At 66.4% G+C, this 20497-nt stretch carries 17 protein-coding genes and 2 pseudogenes; 5 read left to right on the top strand and 14 right to left on the bottom strand.

The genetic code is table 11. The annotated features are described in order from the left end of the window. Positions 1-24 precede the first annotated feature (24 nt). Both AB3G45_RS14730 and AB3G45_RS14725 read right to left on the bottom strand, forming a co-directional pair. Positions 25-378, bottom strand: coding sequence for a DMT family protein (locus AB3G45_RS14730; RefSeq protein WP_367831277.1), 354 nt, complete (start codon positions 376-378; stop codon positions 25-27). A gap of 96 nt (positions 379-474) precedes the next feature. After that, entirely contained in the window at positions 475-1422 is a 948-nt protein-coding gene (locus AB3G45_RS14725) for a hypothetical protein (RefSeq protein ID WP_367831276.1), read from the bottom strand. 106 nt (positions 1423-1528) lie between these two features. On the opposite strand from AB3G45_RS14725, the gene uvrB reads away from it, so the two are divergent. Then, positions 1529-4627, top strand: a complete 3099-nt coding sequence (uvrB, locus tag AB3G45_RS14720) for an excinuclease ABC subunit UvrB (RefSeq protein ID WP_367831275.1) — start codon at positions 1529-1531, stop codon at positions 4625-4627. A 777-nt stretch (positions 4628-5404) separates the two neighbouring features. After that, entirely contained in the window at positions 5405-5830 is a 426-nt protein-coding gene (locus tag AB3G45_RS14715; RefSeq protein WP_367831274.1) for a hypothetical protein, read from the top strand. Positions 5831-5844: 14 nt separating this feature from the next. Here the strand turns inward: AB3G45_RS14715 and AB3G45_RS14710 are convergent, their stop codons facing one another. Both AB3G45_RS14710 and dusA read right to left on the bottom strand, forming a co-directional pair. Further along, on the bottom strand, positions 5845-6450 hold the full coding sequence (locus AB3G45_RS14710; RefSeq protein WP_367831273.1) for a DnaJ domain-containing protein: 606 nt from the start codon (positions 6448-6450) through the stop codon (positions 5845-5847). 99 nt (positions 6451-6549) lie between these two features. Continuing rightward, complete coding sequence (dusA, locus tag AB3G45_RS14705; protein ID WP_367831272.1) at positions 6550-7626, bottom strand: tRNA dihydrouridine(20/20a) synthase DusA; 1077 nt, start codon at positions 7624-7626, stop codon at positions 6550-6552. 109 nt (positions 7627-7735) lie between these two features. Here dusA and AB3G45_RS14700 point away from each other — a divergent pair, with 109 nt between their 5' ends. Further along, positions 7736-8266, top strand: coding sequence for a gamma carbonic anhydrase family protein (locus AB3G45_RS14700; protein WP_367831271.1), 531 nt, complete (start codon positions 7736-7738; stop codon positions 8264-8266). Positions 8267-8280: 14 nt separating this feature from the next. On the opposite strand, the gene AB3G45_RS14695 is transcribed toward AB3G45_RS14700, so the two are convergent. The 3 genes and pseudogenes from AB3G45_RS14695 to AB3G45_RS14685 form a co-directional block, all read right to left on the bottom strand. Next, positions 8281-8676 (bottom strand): Fur family transcriptional regulator, encoded by a 396-nt coding sequence (locus tag AB3G45_RS14695; protein WP_367831270.1) that lies wholly within the window; start codon positions 8674-8676, stop codon positions 8281-8283. Beyond that, the gene (znuB, locus tag AB3G45_RS14690; protein WP_367831269.1) at positions 8673-9503 is read right to left on the bottom strand and encodes a zinc ABC transporter permease subunit ZnuB; all 831 of its coding nucleotides are present in this window, start codon (positions 9501-9503) and stop codon (positions 8673-8675) included. The genes AB3G45_RS14695 and znuB overlap by 4 nt, the downstream gene beginning before the upstream one ends. 124 nt (positions 9504-9627) lie before the next feature. Then, a pseudogene (locus AB3G45_RS14685) lies at positions 9628-10425 on the bottom strand (ATP-binding cassette domain-containing protein); the annotation flags it as partial. Positions 10426-10524: 99 nt separating this feature from the next. Here AB3G45_RS14685 and znuA point away from each other — a divergent pair. Both znuA and AB3G45_RS14675 read left to right on the top strand, forming a co-directional pair. Next, on the top strand, positions 10525-11517 hold the full coding sequence (gene znuA / locus AB3G45_RS14680; RefSeq protein ID WP_367831268.1) for a zinc ABC transporter substrate-binding protein ZnuA: 993 nt from the start codon (positions 10525-10527) through the stop codon (positions 11515-11517). 91 nt (positions 11518-11608) lie between these two features. Beyond that, a pseudogene (locus tag AB3G45_RS14675) lies at positions 11609-12813 on the top strand (GTP-binding protein). 26 nt (positions 12814-12839) lie between these two features. Here AB3G45_RS14675 and mgrA read toward each other — a convergent pair. The 7 genes from mgrA to AB3G45_RS14640 form a co-directional block, all read right to left on the bottom strand. Further along, positions 12840-13871, bottom strand: a complete 1032-nt coding sequence (gene mgrA / locus AB3G45_RS14670; protein WP_367831267.1) for an L-glyceraldehyde 3-phosphate reductase — start codon at positions 13869-13871, stop codon at positions 12840-12842. A 150-nt stretch (positions 13872-14021) separates the two neighbouring features. Then, on the bottom strand, positions 14022-15155 hold the full coding sequence (locus AB3G45_RS14665) for a Gfo/Idh/MocA family protein (RefSeq protein ID WP_367831266.1): 1134 nt from the start codon (positions 15153-15155) through the stop codon (positions 14022-14024). A gap of 12 nt (positions 15156-15167) precedes the next feature. Then, positions 15168-15929 (bottom strand): sugar phosphate isomerase/epimerase family protein, encoded by a 762-nt coding sequence (locus tag AB3G45_RS14660; protein ID WP_367831265.1) that lies wholly within the window; start codon positions 15927-15929, stop codon positions 15168-15170. Between the two features lie 60 nt (positions 15930-15989). Continuing rightward, positions 15990-17072 carry an ABC transporter ATP-binding protein gene (locus tag AB3G45_RS14655; RefSeq protein ID WP_367831264.1) on the bottom strand — a complete coding sequence of 361 codons (1083 nt, stop codon included), beginning with the start codon at positions 17070-17072 and terminating at the stop codon, positions 15990-15992. Between the two features lie 3 nt (positions 17073-17075). Continuing rightward, the gene (locus AB3G45_RS14650; protein ID WP_367831263.1) at positions 17076-18002 is read right to left on the bottom strand and encodes a carbohydrate ABC transporter permease; all 927 of its coding nucleotides are present in this window, start codon (positions 18000-18002) and stop codon (positions 17076-17078) included. Then, a complete protein-coding gene (locus AB3G45_RS14645) occupies positions 17995-18897 on the bottom strand; it encodes a carbohydrate ABC transporter permease (protein ID WP_367831262.1) in 903 nt (300 codons plus the stop codon). Before AB3G45_RS14645 ends, AB3G45_RS14650 begins: the two co-directional genes overlap by 8 nt. A gap of 63 nt (positions 18898-18960) precedes the next feature. Next, positions 18961-20196, bottom strand: coding sequence for an ABC transporter substrate-binding protein (locus AB3G45_RS14640; protein WP_367831261.1), 1236 nt, complete (start codon positions 20194-20196; stop codon positions 18961-18963). Between the last annotated feature and the right edge of the window lie 301 nt (positions 20197-20497).

Genomic DNA, 20497 nt, shown 5'->3' with positions numbered 1-20497 from the left:
ATTGCGACTATTTTGCGGGGCGGCCTATCCCTTGAAGACGAAGGCCGCGCCCGCCGCGATCAGCATGAAGCCGATGGCGTGGTTGAAGGTCAGGCTCTCCTTCAGCCAGAACACCGAGAAGCCGGCGAAGACGAGAAGGGTGATCACCTCCTGGATCGTCTTGAGCTGCGCGGCCGAATAGACCTCGTGGCCGATGCGGTTGGCCGGCACCGCCAGGCAATATTCGAAGAAGGCGATGCCCCAGCTCGCCAGGATCGCCACGAAGAGCGGCGCGGACTTGAATTTCAGGTGCCCGTACCAGGCGAAGGTCATGAAGACGTTGGAAAGGCAGAGCAGCACGATCGGCCAGACGGCCGCGGGAGAGAGGCTGAAGGGCATCGCGAATCCTGATTCCTGAGGAAGTCCGCAAAGGGCATATCCAACCGGCCGGCCCCGTCAAGCCCGCCGCCGCGAAATCGCCCGCTGGGGCGAAGCCTACCCGATGCGCCGCACGAGCTGCGCCGTCGCCAGCAGCGTCACCAGATCGCGGATCATCGGCCTGATGTAGCGGTCGAAGTCGATGGGCGTGTCCACCGGCGGCAGCTCGAAGAAATCCTTCTTCGTCGGCACCAGCAGGTAGCAGTCGTGCCCCTTGAGGGCGAGGCGGACCACGTCGTCCCGCCACACGCCCGCAAGGTAATCCAGCGCCTTGGCCAGCGCCCCCTGCACGAGGGGCGTCGCCGCCTCGGCCCGGTCGGTGCGGAATTCGTGCGAGGCGTCCACCTCCGGATTGCCGCTGGTGACCAGCGCCAGCGCCCCGCCGCCGAAGAGGTCGCGCACGAAGCGCTGCACGGCATTGGGCTTGCGCGCGGCGATCAGCAGGCCCGGAAACGCCTCCTCCCGCACGAAATGGAAGATCACGCCCTTGAAGGTGGTCTGCTTGCTCTTGCCGCTGCCGGTGCTCAGCTCCGTCTCCGACAGGGTGAAGGCCAGCCCGTCCTGCGCGCCGGCGATCATGTCGCCGTGCACCGCGCGGTCCCGCGGCACGAATTCCTTGCCCGGCATGCCCGCGATGAAGCGCGGCGCCGCGCCATGCGCATATCGCACCTCGTCGACGAAGCCGAAAACCAGCGGCAGCATGCGGTCGCGCAGGCCCTGCTGGAAGCGTTTTGCCGGCGCCACGGCGAATGACCAGACGAAGGTGCCGCCGATGAACAGCACGACGAGCGCGATGAAGGTCCAGTCCGCCTCGATCTGCGTCGCCACCAGATAGAGCACGAGCGCCGAAAAGAGCAGGTAGACGCCGAGGATCAGCGTGACGCTGATATACATGTCGCGCGCCACCTTCGGCCGCGCCGCGTTGTAGGCGGCGACCGCCGCCTGCAGGTCCTCCAGCGCCGCATCCTTCGGCATCAGCGCCGCCTCGTCCACCATCGCGTCCATGACCGCCCCCTTTTCGAGGATAACGGCCGGGACGCGCCGCAAATTCGTTTCCCTTTTGTACTCTTCCCCCCTTTCCTTTCCGGATGACTCTCTCCATATTCCCCGCATGGCCAGAACCCCGAAAAAATCCTCGCCCTCGAAGCCCGGTTTCGAGGAAGCCCCGCAGTCGCCGTTGTCAGGGACGCCCTTCGAGTGGAACGAGAAGGACAAGCGAGTCCCGGAAGAAGCAGGCGCACCGCTCTCGGGCAGCGTCTCGGATTGGGTCAAGCAGCTCGAAGCCGAGGCGGAGGCCGCCAGCGTCGAAAGCCGCCGCGAGGTCGCCTCCAAGGCGGGCAAGCACCGCAAGTCCGTGGAGAACGCCGCCCGCCGCCATACCGAGCAGGTGACCGTCTCGAAAACCTCGCGCGGCGTCTCGATCGGCGGCTCGTCCGACCCGAAGACCCGCGCCGCCGCCGGCCTGATGCCCGTCTCCGGCCTCGACGTCTCGCTGGAGGACGCCGCCGCGCTGGAGAAGGGTTCTGGCGTCACCGCCACGGTGGAAGCCCTGTCGAAGCTGATCGAGAGCGGCAATCCGCTCTTCAAGGACGGCAAGCTCTGGACGCCGCACCGCCCCGCCCGGCCGGAAAAGTCGGAAGGCGGCATCCCGATCCGCATGATCAGCGACTACGAGCCCGCCGGCGACCAGCCGACCGCCATCAGGGACCTCGTCGACGGCCTTTCCGAGGGCGAGCGCAGCCAGGTCCTGCTCGGCGTCACCGGCTCGGGCAAGACCTTCACCATGGCCAAGGTGATCGAGGAGACGCAGCGCCCCGCCGTCATCCTGGCGCCGAACAAGACGCTGGCCGCCCAGCTCTATTCCGAGTTCAAGAACTTCTTCCCGGAGAACGCGGTCGAATATTTCGTCTCCTACTACGATTATTACCAGCCGGAAGCCTATGTGCCGCGCTCCGACACGTTCATCGAGAAGGAGAGCTCGATCAACGAGCAGATCGACCGCATGCGCCACTCCGCCACGCGCTCGCTCCTGGAGCGCGACGACTGCATCATCGTCGCCTCGGTCTCCTGCATCTACGGTATCGGCTCCGTCGAGACCTACACCGCCATGACCTTCCAGATGGAGGTCGGCGAGCGGCTCGACCAGCGCCAGCTCCTGGCCGACCTCGTCGCCCAGCAATACAAGCGCCGCGAGATGGATTTCCAGCGCGGCAGCTTTCGCGTGCGCGGTGACACCATAGAAGTCTTCCCCGCCCACCTTGAAGATGCCGCCTGGCGCATCTCGATGTTCGGCGACGAGATCGACGCGATCACCGAGTTCGACCCGCTGACCGGCCAGAAGACCGGCGACCTGAAGTCGGTGAAGATCTACGCCAACAGCCACTACGTCACCCCGCGCCCGACGCTGAACGGCGCCATCAAGGGTATTCGCGAGGAACTGAAGCACCGCCTCGCCGAGCTGGAGAAGGCCGGCCGCCTTTTGGAGGCGCAGCGCCTGGAGCAGCGCACGCGCTACGACCTGGAAATGCTGGAGGCGACCGGCTCCTGCGCCGGCATCGAGAACTATTCGCGCTACCTGACGGGCCGCCGCCCCGGCGAGCCGCCGCCGACCCTCTTCGAATACGTGCCGGACAACGCGCTGATCTTCATCGACGAGAGCCACGTCACCATCCCGCAGATCGGCGCCATGTATCGCGGCGACTTCCGCCGCAAGGCGACGCTGGCCGAATACGGCTTCCGCCTGCCCTCCTGCTTGGACAACCGGCCCTTGCGCTTCGAGGAATGGGACGCGATGCGCCCGGACACCGTCGCCGTCTCGGCGACGCCCGGCGGCTGGGAGCTGGAACAGTCCGGCGGCGTCTTCGCCGAGCAGGTCATCCGCCCGACCGGCCTCATCGACCCGCCCGTCGAGGTGCGCCCGGCGAAAAGCCAGGTGGACGACGTGCTGGGCGAGATCCGCGAGACCGCGCAGGCCGGCTACCGCACGCTCGTCACCGTCCTCACCAAGCGCATGGCCGAGGACCTTACCGAATACCTGCACGAACAGGGTGTTCGCGTGCGCTATATGCACAGCGACATCGACACGCTGGAGCGCATCGAGATCATCCGCGATCTGCGCCTCGGCGCCTTCGACGTGCTGGTCGGCATCAACCTTTTGCGCGAAGGCCTCGACATTCCCGAATGCGGCTTCGTCGCCATCCTCGACGCCGACAAGGAAGGGTTTTTGCGCTCGGAAACGTCCCTCGTCCAGACCATCGGCCGCGCCGCGCGCAACGTCGACGGCAAGGTCATCCTCTATGCCGACACGATCACCGGCTCCATGCAGCGCGCCATGGACGAGACGACCCGCCGCCGCGAGAAGCAGGTTGCCTACAACGAGGCGCACGGCATCACCCCGGAATCGGTGAAGGCAAAAATCTCCGACATCCTCGACAGCGTCTACGAGCGCGATCACGTCCGCGCCGACATTTCCGGCGTCTCCGGCAAGGGTTTTGCGGATGCCGGCCACCTCGTCGGCAACAATCTCAAGGCCCATCTCGAAGCGCTCGAAAAGCAGATGCGCGACGCCGCTGCCGACCTCGATTTCGAAGCCGCCGCCCGCATCCGCGACGAGATCAAGCGCCTCAAGGCCGCCGAACTCGCCGTCATGGACGACCCGATGGCGCGCGACGAGGCGAAGGCGCAGGAAGGTGGCAAGGGCGGAAAGGCCGGCCCTTCCCCCTCCGGCACGCCCTCGGGAAAATCGCGCCCCACCTCTCCTCCGTCATCCTCGGGCCTGACCCGAGGATCCACAGCCACGACCGCAGACACCGCGTCAAAATCCCTCTTCCAGAAACCCTCGCTCGACGACATGGGCCCGGGCACCGACACCGAGCGCCCCCTCTTCCGCAAGCCGAGCCTGGACGAGATGGGCCGCGACGTCGCGACCCCGGCGGGCAAATCCCTCTTCCGCAGGAACACGCTCGACGAAATGACCGTCGGCCGCACCGAAAAACCCGTCACCGGCGCCCTGCCGGACCGCCCGGACGAAACCCTCAGCACCAAGAAACGCCCCGCCCCCCTCCCCGAAGCCCAGCCCGACCGCGCCAACGGCGCCGAGGACGCCAAGCCGGTGCGGCGCGGGAAGATCGGCGTCGGGAGCTACGAGGACCCGGCGGAGGCGAAGCGGAAGGGGCGGACCAAGGGGAAAACGGGGCGGCCGGGGCGGTAGCGTCTGCATCGCGCACGGCGCAAAACGCTTTAAAGTTCATTCTGGACTGAAAGAGTATGCAAAGCTCCGCGAGACATGTGGTTAGTGCTTCTGTCATTGACCGTACATTGTATCAGTAACAAGCGACGTAATTTTCCCCACCCCCCAAACCCCATGCCATACTCCCGTCATCCCGCCGCGGATACACCGCAAGGCGTTGCGGCGAGGCGGGGTCGGCGCTTTTGGCGGGGGACGGACGTAGGCCGTCGCCAAGGGGGCTCGCGGAAAATGGTCTCCCTCCGGCGACACGGGGGAAGCGTCGGGGCGTCGGACCGGCCCTGTCGTTTCAGCCCCGGACGGCGCGTCGGGCGTGCCTGTGCGGCACACAAGGAGGCAGGGCGTGACGGATGCGTCGGCATCGTCCGCCGGAGCGGCGTTTTCCCGGGAAAGGCGTAAAAAACCTTTCCGTCCGGGCAGGGCTCAAGGCGGGCCCGCCCGGCGCGCAAAACCGGAAAAAACCCGCCCCGGAAACCGGCGGCCAACATTCGTGCGCCCGGCCTTTGCAGAGAGACCCAGGTCGCGGGCAGAAACCGCCGAACGGGGCGCTGAAAGGCGCATATACATATTTCTGACCCGGCGACTTCCAGCGCCCCGTCCGAAACCCGATGCGCAAACCCCGGCGTGATGCTTTTCACGCGCGGCGCTGCGAGCGCTTGTCCCGACGTTTCCGGATCGAGCGGCCACCCGGCGCGGCCACGTCTGCGCCGCCGGCCCGCCTCCCTCCCAGAGGAGCCCCCGATGCCCAGGACCTGCCCGCTTCCCCCGCCCGACCGTCATCTGCTCGCCCGCGCGGCCGAGATGCTGGCCTTGCCGGAGCGTGTCTGCCGCCGCCGCGCCTGCCGCCGCAAGGGGTGCTGCGCCTGGTATTTCCCGGCGACGCAGGAGCCCTGCTGCCTTGCCAATCTCGACGCCGCGCAGCGCCGCCTCTTCGACGATTTCGTCGCGCTCGCGCGCAATGTCCGGGATCTCGGCAATGCGCGGGGAAAGGTCTCCTTCGCCTCGCCCTTCCGCGAGACCCGCGCCCTTCAGGACGCCGCGCTGGAGGTCGCCCGCCCGCTTCTGCGGGGCGCCGCGCTCGCCGCGTTCCGCGCCTTTTCCGGCGCGCGGGCGAAAAGCAAGCCGCCGGTGCGCCACGAGGGCGCCGAGCCGCCGCTCACCGTATGAGACGGGGCGGCCGCCTATTCCGCCGCCTCGCCCTTCACCTCGACCGGCAGGGGTTCGAGGGCGGCCGCCAGTTCGTAGGAATAGCCTTCCAGCATGGAATAGGCCTGCTCGATCGCCTGGATCTGGCCCTCGGCGTTGCGGATCGCCTCGGCGATCGACTGCGAGCGGGCGCGCAGCATGGAGCCGAGGAAATCCGTGCCGGCCTTGCGGCCGAGCCGGTCGATATGCTGGCGCACGCGGTTGCGGTGGCGCTCCAGTTCGAGGATGTGGAAGCGGCTCTTGACGATGTCGTCGGAGAGCTTTCGGCGCATGGCCGCCAGCGGATCGAAGCTGCCGGGCTCGCGCTCGTCGAGGATGACGTCGTTGACCAGCGGCTCCAGCAGCATCAGGCCCTTGAGGTCGCGCGGATCGGCAAGCTGCGGGTCGAAGCCGGTATCGTCGAAGACCTTGCGCCGCACGGGGTCGCGCAGGAGGTCGTAGCAGGCCTGGAGGCGGGCGAACTGGTCCGCATCGCCGCCGGAATCGGGATGCATGCCCTTGGCGGCCTTGCGGTAGGCGGCCTTCACCGCGATATCGTCCGCATCGCGCTCCAGTCCGAGTATGGCATAGGGATCGATCACGCGGCCACCTGTCGTCTTGTACTGCGTCGTCTGTCTAGCAAAGTCTCCGACCCCGAGGGGACGAAATTGTGGTGATGCCGCGGCGATGCACAGAAAGCGTTACTCCGCCGCCGCCGCCACGCACCGCGCGGCAAGAACGGCCGCGAAGGCCGCCGCGATCACCTCCGGCCCCGCCCCCGGCCTCGTCGCGTCCGCCGACAGGACCTGCCGGTATTTTCGCGCGCCCGGAAAGCCCTGGAAGAGGCCGATCATATGCCGCGTGACATGCGCCACCCGTCCGCCGCGGGCGATCACATCGCCCGCATAGGCCATCATCGCGTCCCGCACCGCCTCCCAGTGCTCGACCGGAAGATCCTGCGGAAAAGAGAGGCGGCCGGAGGGCGGGGTGCCCGCCTGAAGCGGATGCGCAAAAAGATCGTCCACGCCCGTCAGGATGCCGCTATCCTGATAGGCGGCCCGCCCGAGCATGACGCCGTCCAGCCCCGTCATCTCCTCGCGCGCCTGGTCCAGGCTGTGGAGCCCGCCGTTGAGCCCGACGAAAAGGTCCGGGTTCTCCGCCTTCAGCCGGCGCACCAGGCCGTAGTCGAGCGGCGGGATGTCCCGGTTCTCCTTCGGCGAGAGCCCCTGCAGCCAGGCCTTGCGCGCATGGACCCAGACGGCGTCCGCGCCGGCGGCCTTGACGCGAAAGACGAGGTCGCGCAGCGCCGTCTCCGGGTCCTGGTCGTCGACGCCGATGCGGCATTTGACCGTGACGGGGAGCGAAACCGCCGCCTTCATCGCCGCCACGCAGTCCGCCACAAGCTGCGGCTCGCGCATCAGGCAGGCGCCGAAGGTGCCGGATTGCACCCGGTCCGAGGGGCAGCCGACATTGAGGTTGATCTCGGCATAGCCGAACCCCTCGCCGATCCGCGCCGCCTCGGCGAGCTTGGCGGGATCGCTGCCGCCGAGCTGGAGCGCGACGGGATGCTCCACCGCGTCGAAGCCGAGCAGCCGCTCGCGGTTGCCGCGCAGGATCGCCTCGGCGACGATCATCTCGGTGAAGAGCAGCGCGTTCCGCGTGAGTTGCCGCGCGAAGACGCGATAGCGCCGGTCGGACCAGTCGATCATCGGCGCGGTGGCGAAAATCTTCGTCCCCGTCTCCACGGCCTGCTGGTAGAATGTGGCTGCATTGGTCATGGCCGGGCTCATACTCCATCGCCGGTCAAAAAACCACCCTCGCCTCTTTTCCCGCCCGGCCGGGCGGATGCTAGAGTAGCGGCGGGAATCAGAACCGCCGGAGGACCCCATGCCGCTTTACGCCCTCGATGACGCCAGGCCGACGCTTCCGGAGGGCGATCGCTACTGGGTGGCGCCGGATGCCAATGTCATCGGCCGCGTGGTCATCGGCGAGGATGTCGGCATCTGGTTCGGCGCCACGCTGCGCGGCGACAACGAGCCGATCACCGTCGGCGCGCGCTCGAACGTCCAGGAAGGCGTCGTCGTGCACACCGATCCCGGCAAGCCGGTGACGATCGGCGAGGACTGCACGATCGGCCACGGCGCCATCATCCACGGCTGCACGATCGGCGACAATTCGCTGGTCGGCATGGGCGCGACGGTGCTGAACGGCGCCGTCATCGGCCGGAACTGCCTCGTCGGCGCCAATGCGCTGGTCACGGAGGGCAAGGTCTTCCCGGACAATTCGCTGATCGTCGGTTCCCCCGCCAAGGCGGTCCGCACGCTGGACGAGGCGGCCATTGCCGGCCTCACCCGCTCGGCGGAAAACTACGTGCGCAACTGGCAGCGCTTCAAGAAGGGGCTGAAGCCGGTCGGCTGAGGGGCGGTTCCGCCTCAGGCACAGCCCGCGCAGGTGCCGCGGATCTCGATCGTCGTCTTGCCGGTCTTGAAGTTGCGGTCCATGGCAAAGCCCTTCAGCCGGTCCTCGATGACATGGTCGTGGAACTCGGTGACCTTGCCGCAGGTCTCGCAGATCGTGAAGGCGGTGATGCCGTGGGCATGGCACCCCTCCTCCGGATGGGCGCAGGCGACGAAGGCGTTGATGCTTTCGAGCCGGTGCACGAGGCCGAATTCCAGCAGCTTGTCGAGCGCCCGATAGACCTGCAAGGGCGCGCGAAACCCGGCGTCGCGCAGCTTGTCGAGGATCGAATAGGCGCTGAGCGGGCCTTGGGAATGCGTCAGCACGTCGAAGACGAGGCCCTGGTTGCGCGTCAATGGTTGCGTGGTCATGCCCGACCTCCCTGGCTTGTCGCCGAATGTTCCGCCCCGCTCGTCCTCGGCCTGGTGATGAGGCTTAGAATGAACAGGGCGAGTGCTGCCACCACGATCGAGGGACCGGAGGGCGTGTCGAATTTCAAGGAACCGAAGAGCCCGCCGACAACGGCAAGCGCCCCGACGACGGAGGCGAGCACCGCCATGATCTCCGGGCTCGTGGAAAAGCGCCGGGCGGTGGCGGCGGGGATGATCAGGAGCGAGGTGATCAGCAGGATGCCGACGATCTTCATGGCGATGGCGATGACGAGCGCCATCAGCAGCATGAAGGCGAGCCGCGTGCGTTCCGGCTGCAGGCCTTCCGCCTCGGCCAGTTCCGGGTTCACCGTCGAGGCGATCAGCGGGCGCCACATCCAGATAATGGCGAAGGTGACGAGGATGCCGCCGCCCCAGACGAGGTCCACGTCGGCGCGCGTGACGGCGAGGATGTCGCCGAACAGGAAGCCGACGAGGTCGATGCGCACCCAGGTCATGAAGGAGACGATGACGAGGCCGATCGCCAGCGTGGCATGCGAGAGGATGCCGAGCAGCGCGTCGGTGGAAAGCGTGCCGCGCCGCTGCAAAAGCAGCAGGAGGAGCGAGACGGAGGCCGCGACGATGAAGACGGAGAGGAGCAGGTTGAATTCCATCAGCAGCGACAGCGCGACGCCGAGCAGCGCCGAATGCGCCATCGTGTCGCCGAAATAGGCCATGCGCCGCCAGACGACGAAACAGCCGAGCGGCCCGGCGGTGATCGCCAGCCCCACGCCGGCGACGAGGGCGCGGATGAAGAAATCGTCAAGCATCGCGCCGCTCCCTGCCGTTGCCGGCCGGCGCCGGGCCGGGGTCGCAGCCGCAGTTCGGCCCATGCACATGGCCGATGCGCATCGGTCCCGCCCGCCCGCCGGTCGGCAGGATATCGACGGGGCGCCCGTCGTCCGGCCGGCAATCGTCGGTGATCGAGCCGTCGGCATGCAGCACGCGGCCGTCCGGCAGGTGCGTGTGGTCGTGGTTGTGGTTGTAGAAGGCGAGCGTCTGGCCGGCGCGGGCGCCGAAGAGCTTCAGATATTCCGGGCTCTGGCTGACGGTTTCCGGCGTGCCCCGGCAACAGACATGACCGTTGAGGCAGACGACGGTGTCGGTTTCCGCCATCACCACATGCAGGTCGTGCGAGATCAGCAGGATGCCGCAGCCGGTGGTGTTGCGGATCGTCTTGATGAGGTCGTAGAGCGCGATCTCGCCGGAGAAATCCACGCCCTGCACCGGTTCGTCGAGCACCAGGAGGTCCGGCTTGCGGGCGATCGCCCGGGCCAGCAGCGCGCGCTGGAACTCGCCGCCGGAAAGGTGCTGCACCTCGGCGCGCGCGAGATGGCGAATGCCCGTCGCCTCCAGCGCGGCGTCGATCTCCGCGCCCTTCAGCGAAGAGGTCAGCGTCATCAGCCGGTCGACGGTGAGCGGCATGGTCCAGTCGATCGAAAGCTTCTGCGGCACGTAGCCGACCTTGAGGCCGGCCTTGCGCTCCACCCTGCCCTCGTCGGCCTTGAGCACGCCGATCGCCGTCTTGGCGGTCGTCGACTTGCCGGACCCGTTGGGGCCGATCAGCGTGACGATCTCGCCCGGCGCGATGGAGAATTCCACGCCGCGCACGAGCCAGCGGCCCTGGCGGCGCACGCCGACGCCCGCAAGCGAGACGAGCGGCGGGAGGGTCCTGGTGGGGGTCTGCAGCATCATTTTTCCAAAAGCCTGTTGCGTCCGTCTATGGCACACGTTATAGCATAACGCAATTGATGTAATAACATTACATTCACATTCAAGACGGAGATTCCCATGCAAAAGGCCGTTCGCGCCCTCCTCCTCACCACCGCGCTTCTTTCCGCCGGCACCGTTGCCGCGCGGGCCGAAACGCCGAGCGTGGTCGTGTCGATCAAGCCGGTCCATTCCCTCGTCGCCGCGGTCATGCAGGGCGTCGGCGAGCCGGCGCTGGTCGTCGAGGGCGCGGCCTCGCCGCACACCTATGCGCTGAAGCCGTCCAACGCCGCGGCCCTGCAGGATGCCGATATCGTCTTCTGGGTCGGCCACGGCCTGGAAGCCTTCCTCGAAAAGCCGCTGGAAGCGCTCGGCGACAAGGCGACCGTCGTGGAACTGGAGGACGCTCCCGGCCTCGAAAAGCTGCCCTTCCGCGAAGGCGGCCCGTTCGAGGCGCATGAACATGAGGGCGAGGAAGGGCATGACCACGCCCATGGCGAGGAGGGCCACGACCACGGTGCGGAAGCCGGTCACGAGGGGCACGAGCACGGCGCCTTCGACATGCATCTCTGGCTGAGCCCGGACAATGCCCGCGCCATCGCCGCGGAGGCCGCGCGCGTCCTGTCGGAAAAGGACCCGGCCCATGCCGCCGCCTACCAGGCCAACCTTGCGGCGCTGAGCGAAAAGCTCGGCGCGCTCGACACGGAGATCGCCGCCACCGTCGCGCCAGTGAAGGACAAGCCCTTCGTCGTCTTCCACGACGCCTACCAGTATTTCGAGCACCATTACGGCGTGACCGCCGCCGGCTCCATCACCGTCAGCCCGGAAACCCTGCCCGGCGCCGCGCGCCTCACGGAGATCCGCGACAAGGTGAAGACCCTCGGCGCGACCTGCGTCTTCGCCGAGCCGCAGTTCGAGCCCAAGCTGGTGAACGTCGTCATCGAAGGCACCGATGCGAAATCCGGTACGCTCGACCCGGAAGCCGCGACGCTCGACCCCGGCCCGGACCTCTATTTCACCCTGATGCGGAGCATCGCCGCCTCGCTGCGTGATTGCCTCGGGCAGGCAAGCTGAGCGGGCAAGCCATCAGGAAGGAAAAAGGCGGGAGCATCCCGCCTTTTTCAGCCACACGAATGTAATAATATAACATTAAAAGGCATCGATCATGGACAACCGCCTTCCCGTCACCGTCCTTTCCGGCTTCCTCGGCGCCGGCAAGACGACGCTGCTCAACCATGTGCTGAACAATCGCAGCGGCCTGCGCGTCGCCGTCATCGTCAACGACATGAGCGAGGTCAACATCGACGCCGCCCTCGTGCGCGATGGCGGGGCGGACCTTTCGCGCACCGACGAACAGCTCGTGGAAATGACGAACGGCTGCATCTGCTGCACGCTGCGCGACGACCTCCTCACCGAGGTCCGCCGGCTGGCGGAGATGAACCGCTTCGACTACCTGCTGATCGAATCGAGCGGCATTTCAGAACCGCTGCCCGTCGCCACCACCTTCGATTTCCGCGACGAGAACGGCCGCAGCCTGTCGGATGTCGCCCGGCTGGACACGATGGTGACCGTCGTCGATGCCGCCAACCTGCTGAAGGACTACGCGTCCGAGGATTTTCTCGCCGATCGCGGCGAGACGGCCGGCGACGGCGATACGCGCACGCTGGTGGAGCTGCTCGTCGAGCAGATCGAGTTCGCCGATGTCGTCGTCATCAACAAGACCGGCGCGGCCGGCCCCGCCGCCCTGCGCGCCGCGCGCCAGATCGTCGCCGGTCTCAACGGCTCCGCCCGGGTCATCGAAACGGATTTCGGCCGCGTCGAACCCGCCGACATCCTCGGCACCGGCCGCTTCGATTTCGAGAAGGCGAGCGAGCACCGCTCTGGTTCAAGGAACTGCACGGCTTCGCGGACCATGTGCCGGAGACCGAGGAATACGGCATCCGCGCCTTCGTGTACCGCGCGAGGAAACCGTTCCATCCGGCCTGCTTCAAAGCCTTTCTCGACGAGAGCTGGCCCGGCGTCATCCGCGCCAAGGGGTTCTTCTGGCTCGCCACCCGGCCGCATCATGTCGGCGAACTGAGCCAGGCGGGCGCGCTGGTCAGGAGCGGCCGGCTCGGCCTCTGGCGGGCCGCCGTGCCGCGCCCGCACTGGCCGCAGGACCCGGCGGCGAGCGAGGCCATCGCCCGCGCCTCCGATCCCGTCTGGGGCGACCGGCGGCAGGAGCTCGTCTTCATCGGCGCGGACCCTATGGATGAAGCCGCGCTCCGCCGCCGGCTGGATGCCTGTCTCCTCGCGGCGGAAGCGTTCGAGCCGGCCCGCTGGGCGAACCTTCAGGACCCCTTCCCGCTCTGGACGCGCCAGGCGGGATGACGGTCCCTCACCGCGCGGTCGGTCCGTCAGGCGAGTTCGGCGGATTTCTTCCAGAGATTGATGTCCGCACCCTTGCTATGGGTGTCGATCGCGGCCAGTTCCTCCGCGGTGAAGGCGGTGTTTTCCAGCGCCTTGACGCAATCGACGATCTGCGCGGAGCGGCTGGCGCCGATCAGCGCGGAGGTGATGCGCCCGCCGCGCAGCACCCAGGCGATCGCCATCTGCGCCAGCGTCTGGCCGCGCCCTTCGGCGATCTCGTTCAGCTTGCGGATGTTGGCGATGATCTCGGGGCGGATGAAATCCGTCTTGAGGAAGTGGTTCAGCGCCGCGCGGCTGTCGCCCGGAATGCCGCCGAGATATTTCGCCGTCAGCATGCCCTGCGCCAGCGGCGAGAAGACGATGGAGCCGATGCCGAGCTCGTCCAGCGTATCGACGAGGCCGTCCGTCTCGATCCAGCGGTTGAGCATGGAATAGCTCGGCTGGTGGATGATGCAGGGCGTGCCGAGGTCCTTCAGGATCGCGGCGGCCTCGCGGGTGCGCTGCGAATTGTAGGAGGAGATGCCGACATAGAGCGCGCGGCCGGAGCGCACGATGTGGTCGAGCGCGCCGCAGGTCTCCTCCAGCGGCGTCTCCGGGTCGAAGCGGTGGGAGTAGAAGATGTCGACATAGTCGAGGCCCATGCGCTTCAGGCTCTGGTCGCAGGAGGCGATGAGATACTTGCGGCTGCCCCATTCGCCATAGGGACCCTGCCACATGTTGTAGCCGGCCTTGGAGGAGATGATCAGTTCGTCGCGCAGATGCGCGAAATCGCGGCGCAGGATCTCGCCGAAGGCGATCTCGGCCGAGCCGGGTGGCGGGCCGTAATTGTTGGCGAGGTCGAAATGGGTGATGCCGAGATCGAAGGCCGTGCGGCACATGTCGACCTTGCGCTCATGCGGCGTGTCGTCGCCGAAATTGTGCCACAGCCCGAGCGAGATCGCCGGCAGCTTCAGGCCGGAGCGTCCCAGCCGGTTGTAGGTCATCGTCTCGTAACGGTTGTCCGCGGGCTGCCAGGCCATGGTGAAATTCCTTCGTTCTTTCGGGGCGAGTCTCAATACCGCCCTCACGCGCATCGCGACAAGAGGCATTCGCCCCTCGCCCTGACCTTCTCCCCGCAGCCAGGGAGAAGGTGGCCGGCAGGCCGGATGAGGGGCGGGCACGAGCGATGCCTACCGCAACAACCCCCGCGCCTCCTCGATGCCCAGCGCCGCGGGCTGGGTGCAGGTGGTCGCGATGTCGATCGCCCTGCCCTCCTCGGCCGAACGCAGGATCGCGGTCAGGACGTCGATCGTGTGCAGCGACCGGTCGAGCGAGCAGCGATAGTCGCGGCCGCTCGTCACCGCCTCCATCATGTCGGCAAGGCCGATGCCGCGGTAGTTCGCCTGCAGGCCCCAGTCGAACTGGTAGTTCTGCGCCGTCAGCGGATGGTCCCAGACCTCCACCGGCTTCGGCTCGCGATCCCTGCCGGCGACCTCCACCGCGCCGCCGAAGAAATTCGGGTCCGGCACGAAGACCGCGCCCTCCGTGCCGTAGAGCTCCATGTTCTGGTGGCGATGCGCCCAGACGTCCCAGCTCGCCATCAGCGCGACCTGCGCGCCGCTGACGAAGTCGAGGATGGCGTGGATATTCGTCGCGACGGCCACCGGCACCTTCTCGCCGAGGCGCGGGCCGTTGCCGATGGTGCGTTCCTCATGCGCCCGGTTGGCGAGCGCCACGACCCGCCGCACCGGCCCGACGAGGTTGACGAGGTTGTTGACGTAGTACGGCCCCATGTCGAGGATCGGTCCGCCGCCCGGCGCGAAGAAGAAGTCCGGGTTCGGATGCCAGCTCTCCATGCCCGGGCCCAGCACATGCGCCGTGCCGGACATGATCTTGCCCACCGCGCCGCTGTCGATGAGATGGCGCACGAACTGGTGCGAGCCGCCGAGATAGGTGTCCGGCGCCGAGCCGACCTTCAGGCCCCGCGCGTCGGCGATGCGGCGCAGGTCCTCGCCCTGTTCCAGCGTCAGCACGAAGGGCTTTTCGGAATAGACGTGCTTTCCGGCCTCCAGCGCCCTTTTCGAGACGGGGTAATGCGCCTCCGGCACCGTCAGGTTGACGACGACGTCGACGGCGGGATTGGCGAGCAGCGCGTCGATCTCCTGCGCATCCACGCCGAACTCCTCCGCACGCGCCCGGGACGCGTCCGGGTTGATATCGGCGCAGGCGACGAGCTTCAGGTTCCTGAAGGTCGGGACCAGCCTGAAATAGGCGCTCGATATGTTGCCGCAGCCGATGATGCCGACTCCGTATTCCTTGCTCATGATGCCCTGTCCTCAAAATGCCTTGATGGTCGCGATCGAGCGCGTGGCGAGCCGCGCGATATCGCTGGGATTGTCGTGCTCGACGATGAAATGCCTGACGGGAGAACCGGCGAGCGCCTTGGCGAGATCGCCCCACGGCACCGTGCCGTGCCCGACATCCGCCCAGCCGTCCTCGTCCGTGTTCTCGCCCTTCGGCGCGATGTCCTTGACGTGAACGGCGGTGATGCGGTCCCCGTATTTCCGGATCCAGGCGAAGGGATCGGCGCCGCCGCGGATGATCCAGGCGATATCCGCCTCCCAGGCGAGATCCGGCCCGCCGGCAAAGAGATGGTCCTGCGGCACGCTGCCGTCGGGCAGCGCGAAGAACTCGAAATCGTGGTTGTGCCAGCCGAAGGCGAGGCCCGCCTTGCGGATCGGTTCGCCGGCCTTCTGGAGCCTTTCCCCGAAGGCGCGCCAGCCGGCGGCGTCCGTCGGGCGGTCCTCCGGCAGGAGGTAGGGGCAATAGACCGCGGTGATGCCGAGCGTGCGGCAGATGGCAAGCACCCGGTCCGGCTCCTTCTCCAGCATGTCGAGGCTGAAATGGGCGGTGGGCATGGTGAGCCCGCTTGCATCGAGATCGGCCTTCACCGCGAGGATCGCGGCATCGTCGAGCTCTCCATAGAGGGCGCCGTAGCCCTCGACTTGCTGGTAGCCGGCATCGGCAAGGATACGGAACACCTGCGAAAAGGGCTGGAAGTTGCGGGCGCTGTAAAGCTGGAAACTAACCGTCTGCATCGAGAACTCCTCGTCTTGCTTGAAATGGAAACCGGGGCCCCGGGAAGAGCCGCGCCGGCGCTAGATTCGCTCCTGCGTCCCCGCGTCGAACAGCGAGGCGAGCCCCATGTCGAAGGAGAGCGTCACGCCGGTCCCCGGCGCGAAGCGCCGCGCGCCGCCGACGCGCACGGAGAGCGTATGGCCGGCATGCTTCAGCCAGAGCAGGTTGTCGGCGCCCATCGGCTCCTCGATATCGACGGTCGCCTGGTGGGTGCCGTCCGCCTGCGCATCGACCGCGACATGCTCCGGCCGCACGCCGAGGACGACCTTGCGGCCCGGCTGCAGCGTCTCGGCCGCATCGTAGCCGTCGAGCGCGAAATCGATGCCGTTCGTCGTGAAGACCGGGTCGCCGTCCCGCCCGGCGATCTCGCCGTGCAGGAAATTCATCGAGGGCGAGCCGATGAAGCCGGCGACGAACATGTTCCTCGGCGCGTTGTAGATCGTGTTCGGATCGGCGAGCTGCTGGATGACGCCGCTCTTCATGATGGCGATGCGGTCGGCGAGCGTCAGGGCCTCGATCTGGTCGTGGGTGACGTAGATCATCGTGTTCCTCAGCGACTGGTGCAGCCGCTTGATCTCCACGCGCAGCTCCGAGCGCAGCTTCGCGTCGAGATTGGACAGCGGCTCGTCGAAGAGGAAGACGTCGACATCGCGCACCAGCGCCCGGCCGATCGCCACGCGCTGGCGCTGGCCGCCGGAAAGCTCCGAGGGCTTGCGCTTCAGGAGCGGGCCGATCTGCAGGATCTCGGCGGCGCGGGTGATGCGCTTGTCGATCTCCGGCCGCGACATCTTCGCCACCTGCAGGCCGAAGGAGAGGTTCTTCTCCACCGTCATCTGCGGATAGAGCGCATAGGACTGGAACACCATGCCGATGCCGCGGTCCTTCGGTTCCTCCCAGGTGACGTTCTTGTTCTTGATGAAGATCTGCCCGCCCGTCGGCTCCAAGAGGCCGGCGATGCAGTTGAGCAGGGTCGACTTGCCGCAGCCGGACGAACCGAGGAGGACGAGGAACTCGCCGTCGCCGATATCGAGGTTGAGGTTCTCCAGGACGTTGACGGCGCCGAAGCTCAAGGACAGGTCTTTGATCGATACGGAAGTCTGCATGATTCACCCCTTCACTGCGCCGGCGGCGATGCCGCGGACGAAGAGGCGTCCCGACACGAAATAGACGATGAGTGGGACCGCGCCGGTAAGCAGGGTCGCGGCCATGTTGACATTGTATTCCTTCACCCCCTGGACGGAGTTGACGATGTTGTTGAGTTGGACCGTCATCGGGTAATATTCCGGCCGGGTGAACACGACGCCGAACAGGAAGTCGTTCCAGATGCCGGTGATCTGCAGGATCATCGCGACGACGAAGATCGGCAGCGACATGGGCAGCATGATGCGCAGGTAGATCTGCCAGAAGCCCGCCCCGTCGATGCGCGCCGCCTTGAACAGCTCCTCCGGCAGCGCGGAGAAATAGTTGCGGAAGAGCAGCGTCAGGATCGGCATGCCGAAGATGGTGTGCACGATGACGAGACCTGTCAGCGTGCCGTAGACGCCCATTTCGCGCAGCACGATGACGATCGGGTAGATCATCACCTGATAGGGGATGAAGGCACCGACGATGAGGATGGTGAAGAAGATGTCCGCGCCCTTGAACTTCCAGTTGGCGAGCGCATAGCCGTTGACCGAGGCGACGAGGATCGAGATCAGCGTCGAGGGCACGGTGATGCGCACGGAATTCCAGAAGCCGCGCGAAAGGCCGTCGCAGTTGAGGCCGGTGCAGGCGCTCGCCCAGGCCTTGACCCAGGGCTCGAACGTCACCTCCACCGGCGGCGAGAAGATGTTGCCGAGGCGGATCTCCGGCATGCCCTTCAGCGAGGTGACGATCATCACGTAGAGCGGCAGGAGATAGTAGAGTGCCGCGACGAGGAGCGTGCCGTAGAGCATGATGTTGCGGCCGGAAAGCGCGCGGCGGGGCCTGGCGCCCCAGGGCTCGGCTTTCGACGCGAGGGCGGGGGCCGATGCGGAAACAACGCTGTCAGACACGCTTGCGCCCTCCGAATTCGAGATAGGCCCAGGGGATGATGATGATGGCGACGGTGACGAGCATCATGGTGGAGGCGGCAAAGCCCTGGCCGAGGTTCTGCGCCTGGAACATGTAGTCGTAGACGTATTTCGCCGGCACTTCCGAGGCGATGCCCGGCCCGCCGCTCGTCTGCGCCACCACGAGGTCGTAGACCTTGACGATGCCGCTCGCGATGATGACGAGCGTGGTGATGAAGACGGCGCGCATCATCGGGATGACGATGAAGAGATAGGTCTTCCACATCGGGATGCCGTCGACGCGCGCCGCCTTCCAGATATCCTCGTCGATGCCGCGAAGCCCCGCGAGCAAAAGGCACATGACGAGCCCCGTGCCCTGCCAGAGGCCGGCGATCAGCACGCCGTAGATGACGATCTTCGAATTATAGAGCGGATCGAAGGCGAAGCTTTCCCAGCCGAGCGCGCGCACGACGGACTGCACGCCGTATTCCGGGTTGAGGATCCATTGCCAGACGAGGCCGGTGACGATGAAGGACAGCGCGAAGGGATAGAGGAAGATCGTGCGGAAGGTATTCTCGAAACGGATCTTCTGGTCCATCAGCGCCGCCAGCACAAAGCCCATCACGAGACTGAAGACGAGCGTCAGCACGCCGTAGATCGCGAGATTCTGGATCGAGACGATCCAGCGCGGCGCGTCCCACAGGCGCTCGTACTGGTCGAGGCCGACGAACTTGGCCCGCGGCAGCAGCTTCGAATTGGTGAACGAATAGACGACCGTCCAGACCGTGCCGCCGAGAAAGATGACGACGGCGGTGAGCATCATGGGAATGGAGGCAATCTTGGCGTTGAGATTGCGCAGCAGTCTGCGGGGACGACCGGTGTGTGCCTGGCCCGTCATGGGTCACTTCCTCCTTGGCCTCGATCAGGGGTGGCCGGCGGCAAGCCGCCGGCCGTCTGCCGATCAATCCGCCGAAGCGATGATGTCGGTAAAGCGCTTCTGTGCGTCTTCCGGCGTCATCGAGGGGTTGGCGAAGAATTCGGAGAAGAGATCCTCCTTCTGCTTCTGGCTGTCGGCCGAAAGCAGCTGGTCGGTGCCCTGGATCACGTTGCCCTTGGCGAGGATATCGAGGCCCTTCTTCATGCAGTCGTTGGCGGCGGCAAGATCGACGTCGCCGCGCACGGGAAGAGAGCCCTTCTTCAGATTGAAGGCGACCTGCGTGGCGGGGGCAAGCAGCGTGGAGGCCAGAACCTCCTGCGCCTTGGATTTCGCCTCGTCCTCCAGAACCGGGAAGTAGAAGGCATCGCCGCCCGTCGAGATCACCTCATTCACGCCGAGGCCCGGAAGGCAGGTATAGTCCTTGCCGGCGACCTTGCCGGCAAGCGCGAACTCGCCCTGTGCCCAGTCGCCCATGATCTGGCCGCCGGCCTTGCCGGTGATCACCATGTTGGTCGCCTGGTTCCAGTCCTGCACATTCGTGCCCTTGGACATGCGGCGCGCATCCTCTGCCGCCTTGAAGACCCTTGCCATGTCCGGCCCGGCCGCGACGTCCGCGTCCTTGTCCTTGAACACCTTGTTGAACGTGTCCTTGCCCGCGATGGCCACCATCAGCACGTCGAAGGCACCGGCCGCCTGCCAGGGCTGACCGCCGACGGCGAGCGGCACGATGCCGGCCTTTTCCAGCGCCGGCGCGGCGGCGACGAACTCGTCCCAGTTCTTCGGCACGGGCACGCCCGCCGTTTCGAACGCGGCGTTCGACAGCCACAGCCATTGCCAGGAATGGATGTTGACCGGCGCGCAATAGATCTTGCCGTCGACCGTGCAGCTATCGAGCAGGCTGGCGGGCTTGATGATCTCCTTCCAGTTCTCGCGCGTCGCCACATCCGTCAGGTCGCGCAAAAGGCCGGCCTCGACCAGTTCTTCCGCCTGGCGGCCGTGGTTGAACTGGGTCGCGCCCATCGGATCGCCGCCGGTGATGCGGCTGACCATGATCGGACGCGCCGTGCCGCCGGCCCCGGCGATCGCGCCGTCGACCCACTTGTTGCCCGTCGCATCGAATGCCTTTGCGAATTCCGCGACCGCCGCGGCCTCCCCGCCCGACGTCCACCAATGGGTCACTTCCAGATCGGTCGCATTGGCGGCGGCGAACGGCAGGACGACTGTCGCTGCCAGCGCGGCAGCCCAAAATCGCATTTTCATGAGTTTCCTCCCTCACTGAAACGTTGCAGTAAAAACGTAACCCAATCGATTTCGTCGTGCAACGGGGTCGAGGCAGAAAAGCGGTTTTTCTTCCGCGGCGCGGCTCTACCACCCGCTGCAGTTGCTGCCGCGAGGGAAGGACAGAGCTTTGGAAAGCATAGAAGTTTCAATTAATATATTGTAATTACTTTAATATAACTGATCTCTTAAATACTTTCTACAGGCCTCGCCTTGCAAACGCACACTTTACCGTTTTGCGGTGCAATGCGGGCGTTAGTCGCTTTTTGCCCGCCGTCGAGGC

It is taken from the genome of Shinella sp. S4-D37, assembly GCF_040812195.1.
Lineage (GTDB): Bacteria > Pseudomonadota > Alphaproteobacteria > Rhizobiales > Rhizobiaceae > Shinella.
The sequence above is the reverse complement of the archived record's forward strand: the minus strand, read 5'-3'. Positions and strand labels throughout refer to the sequence as shown.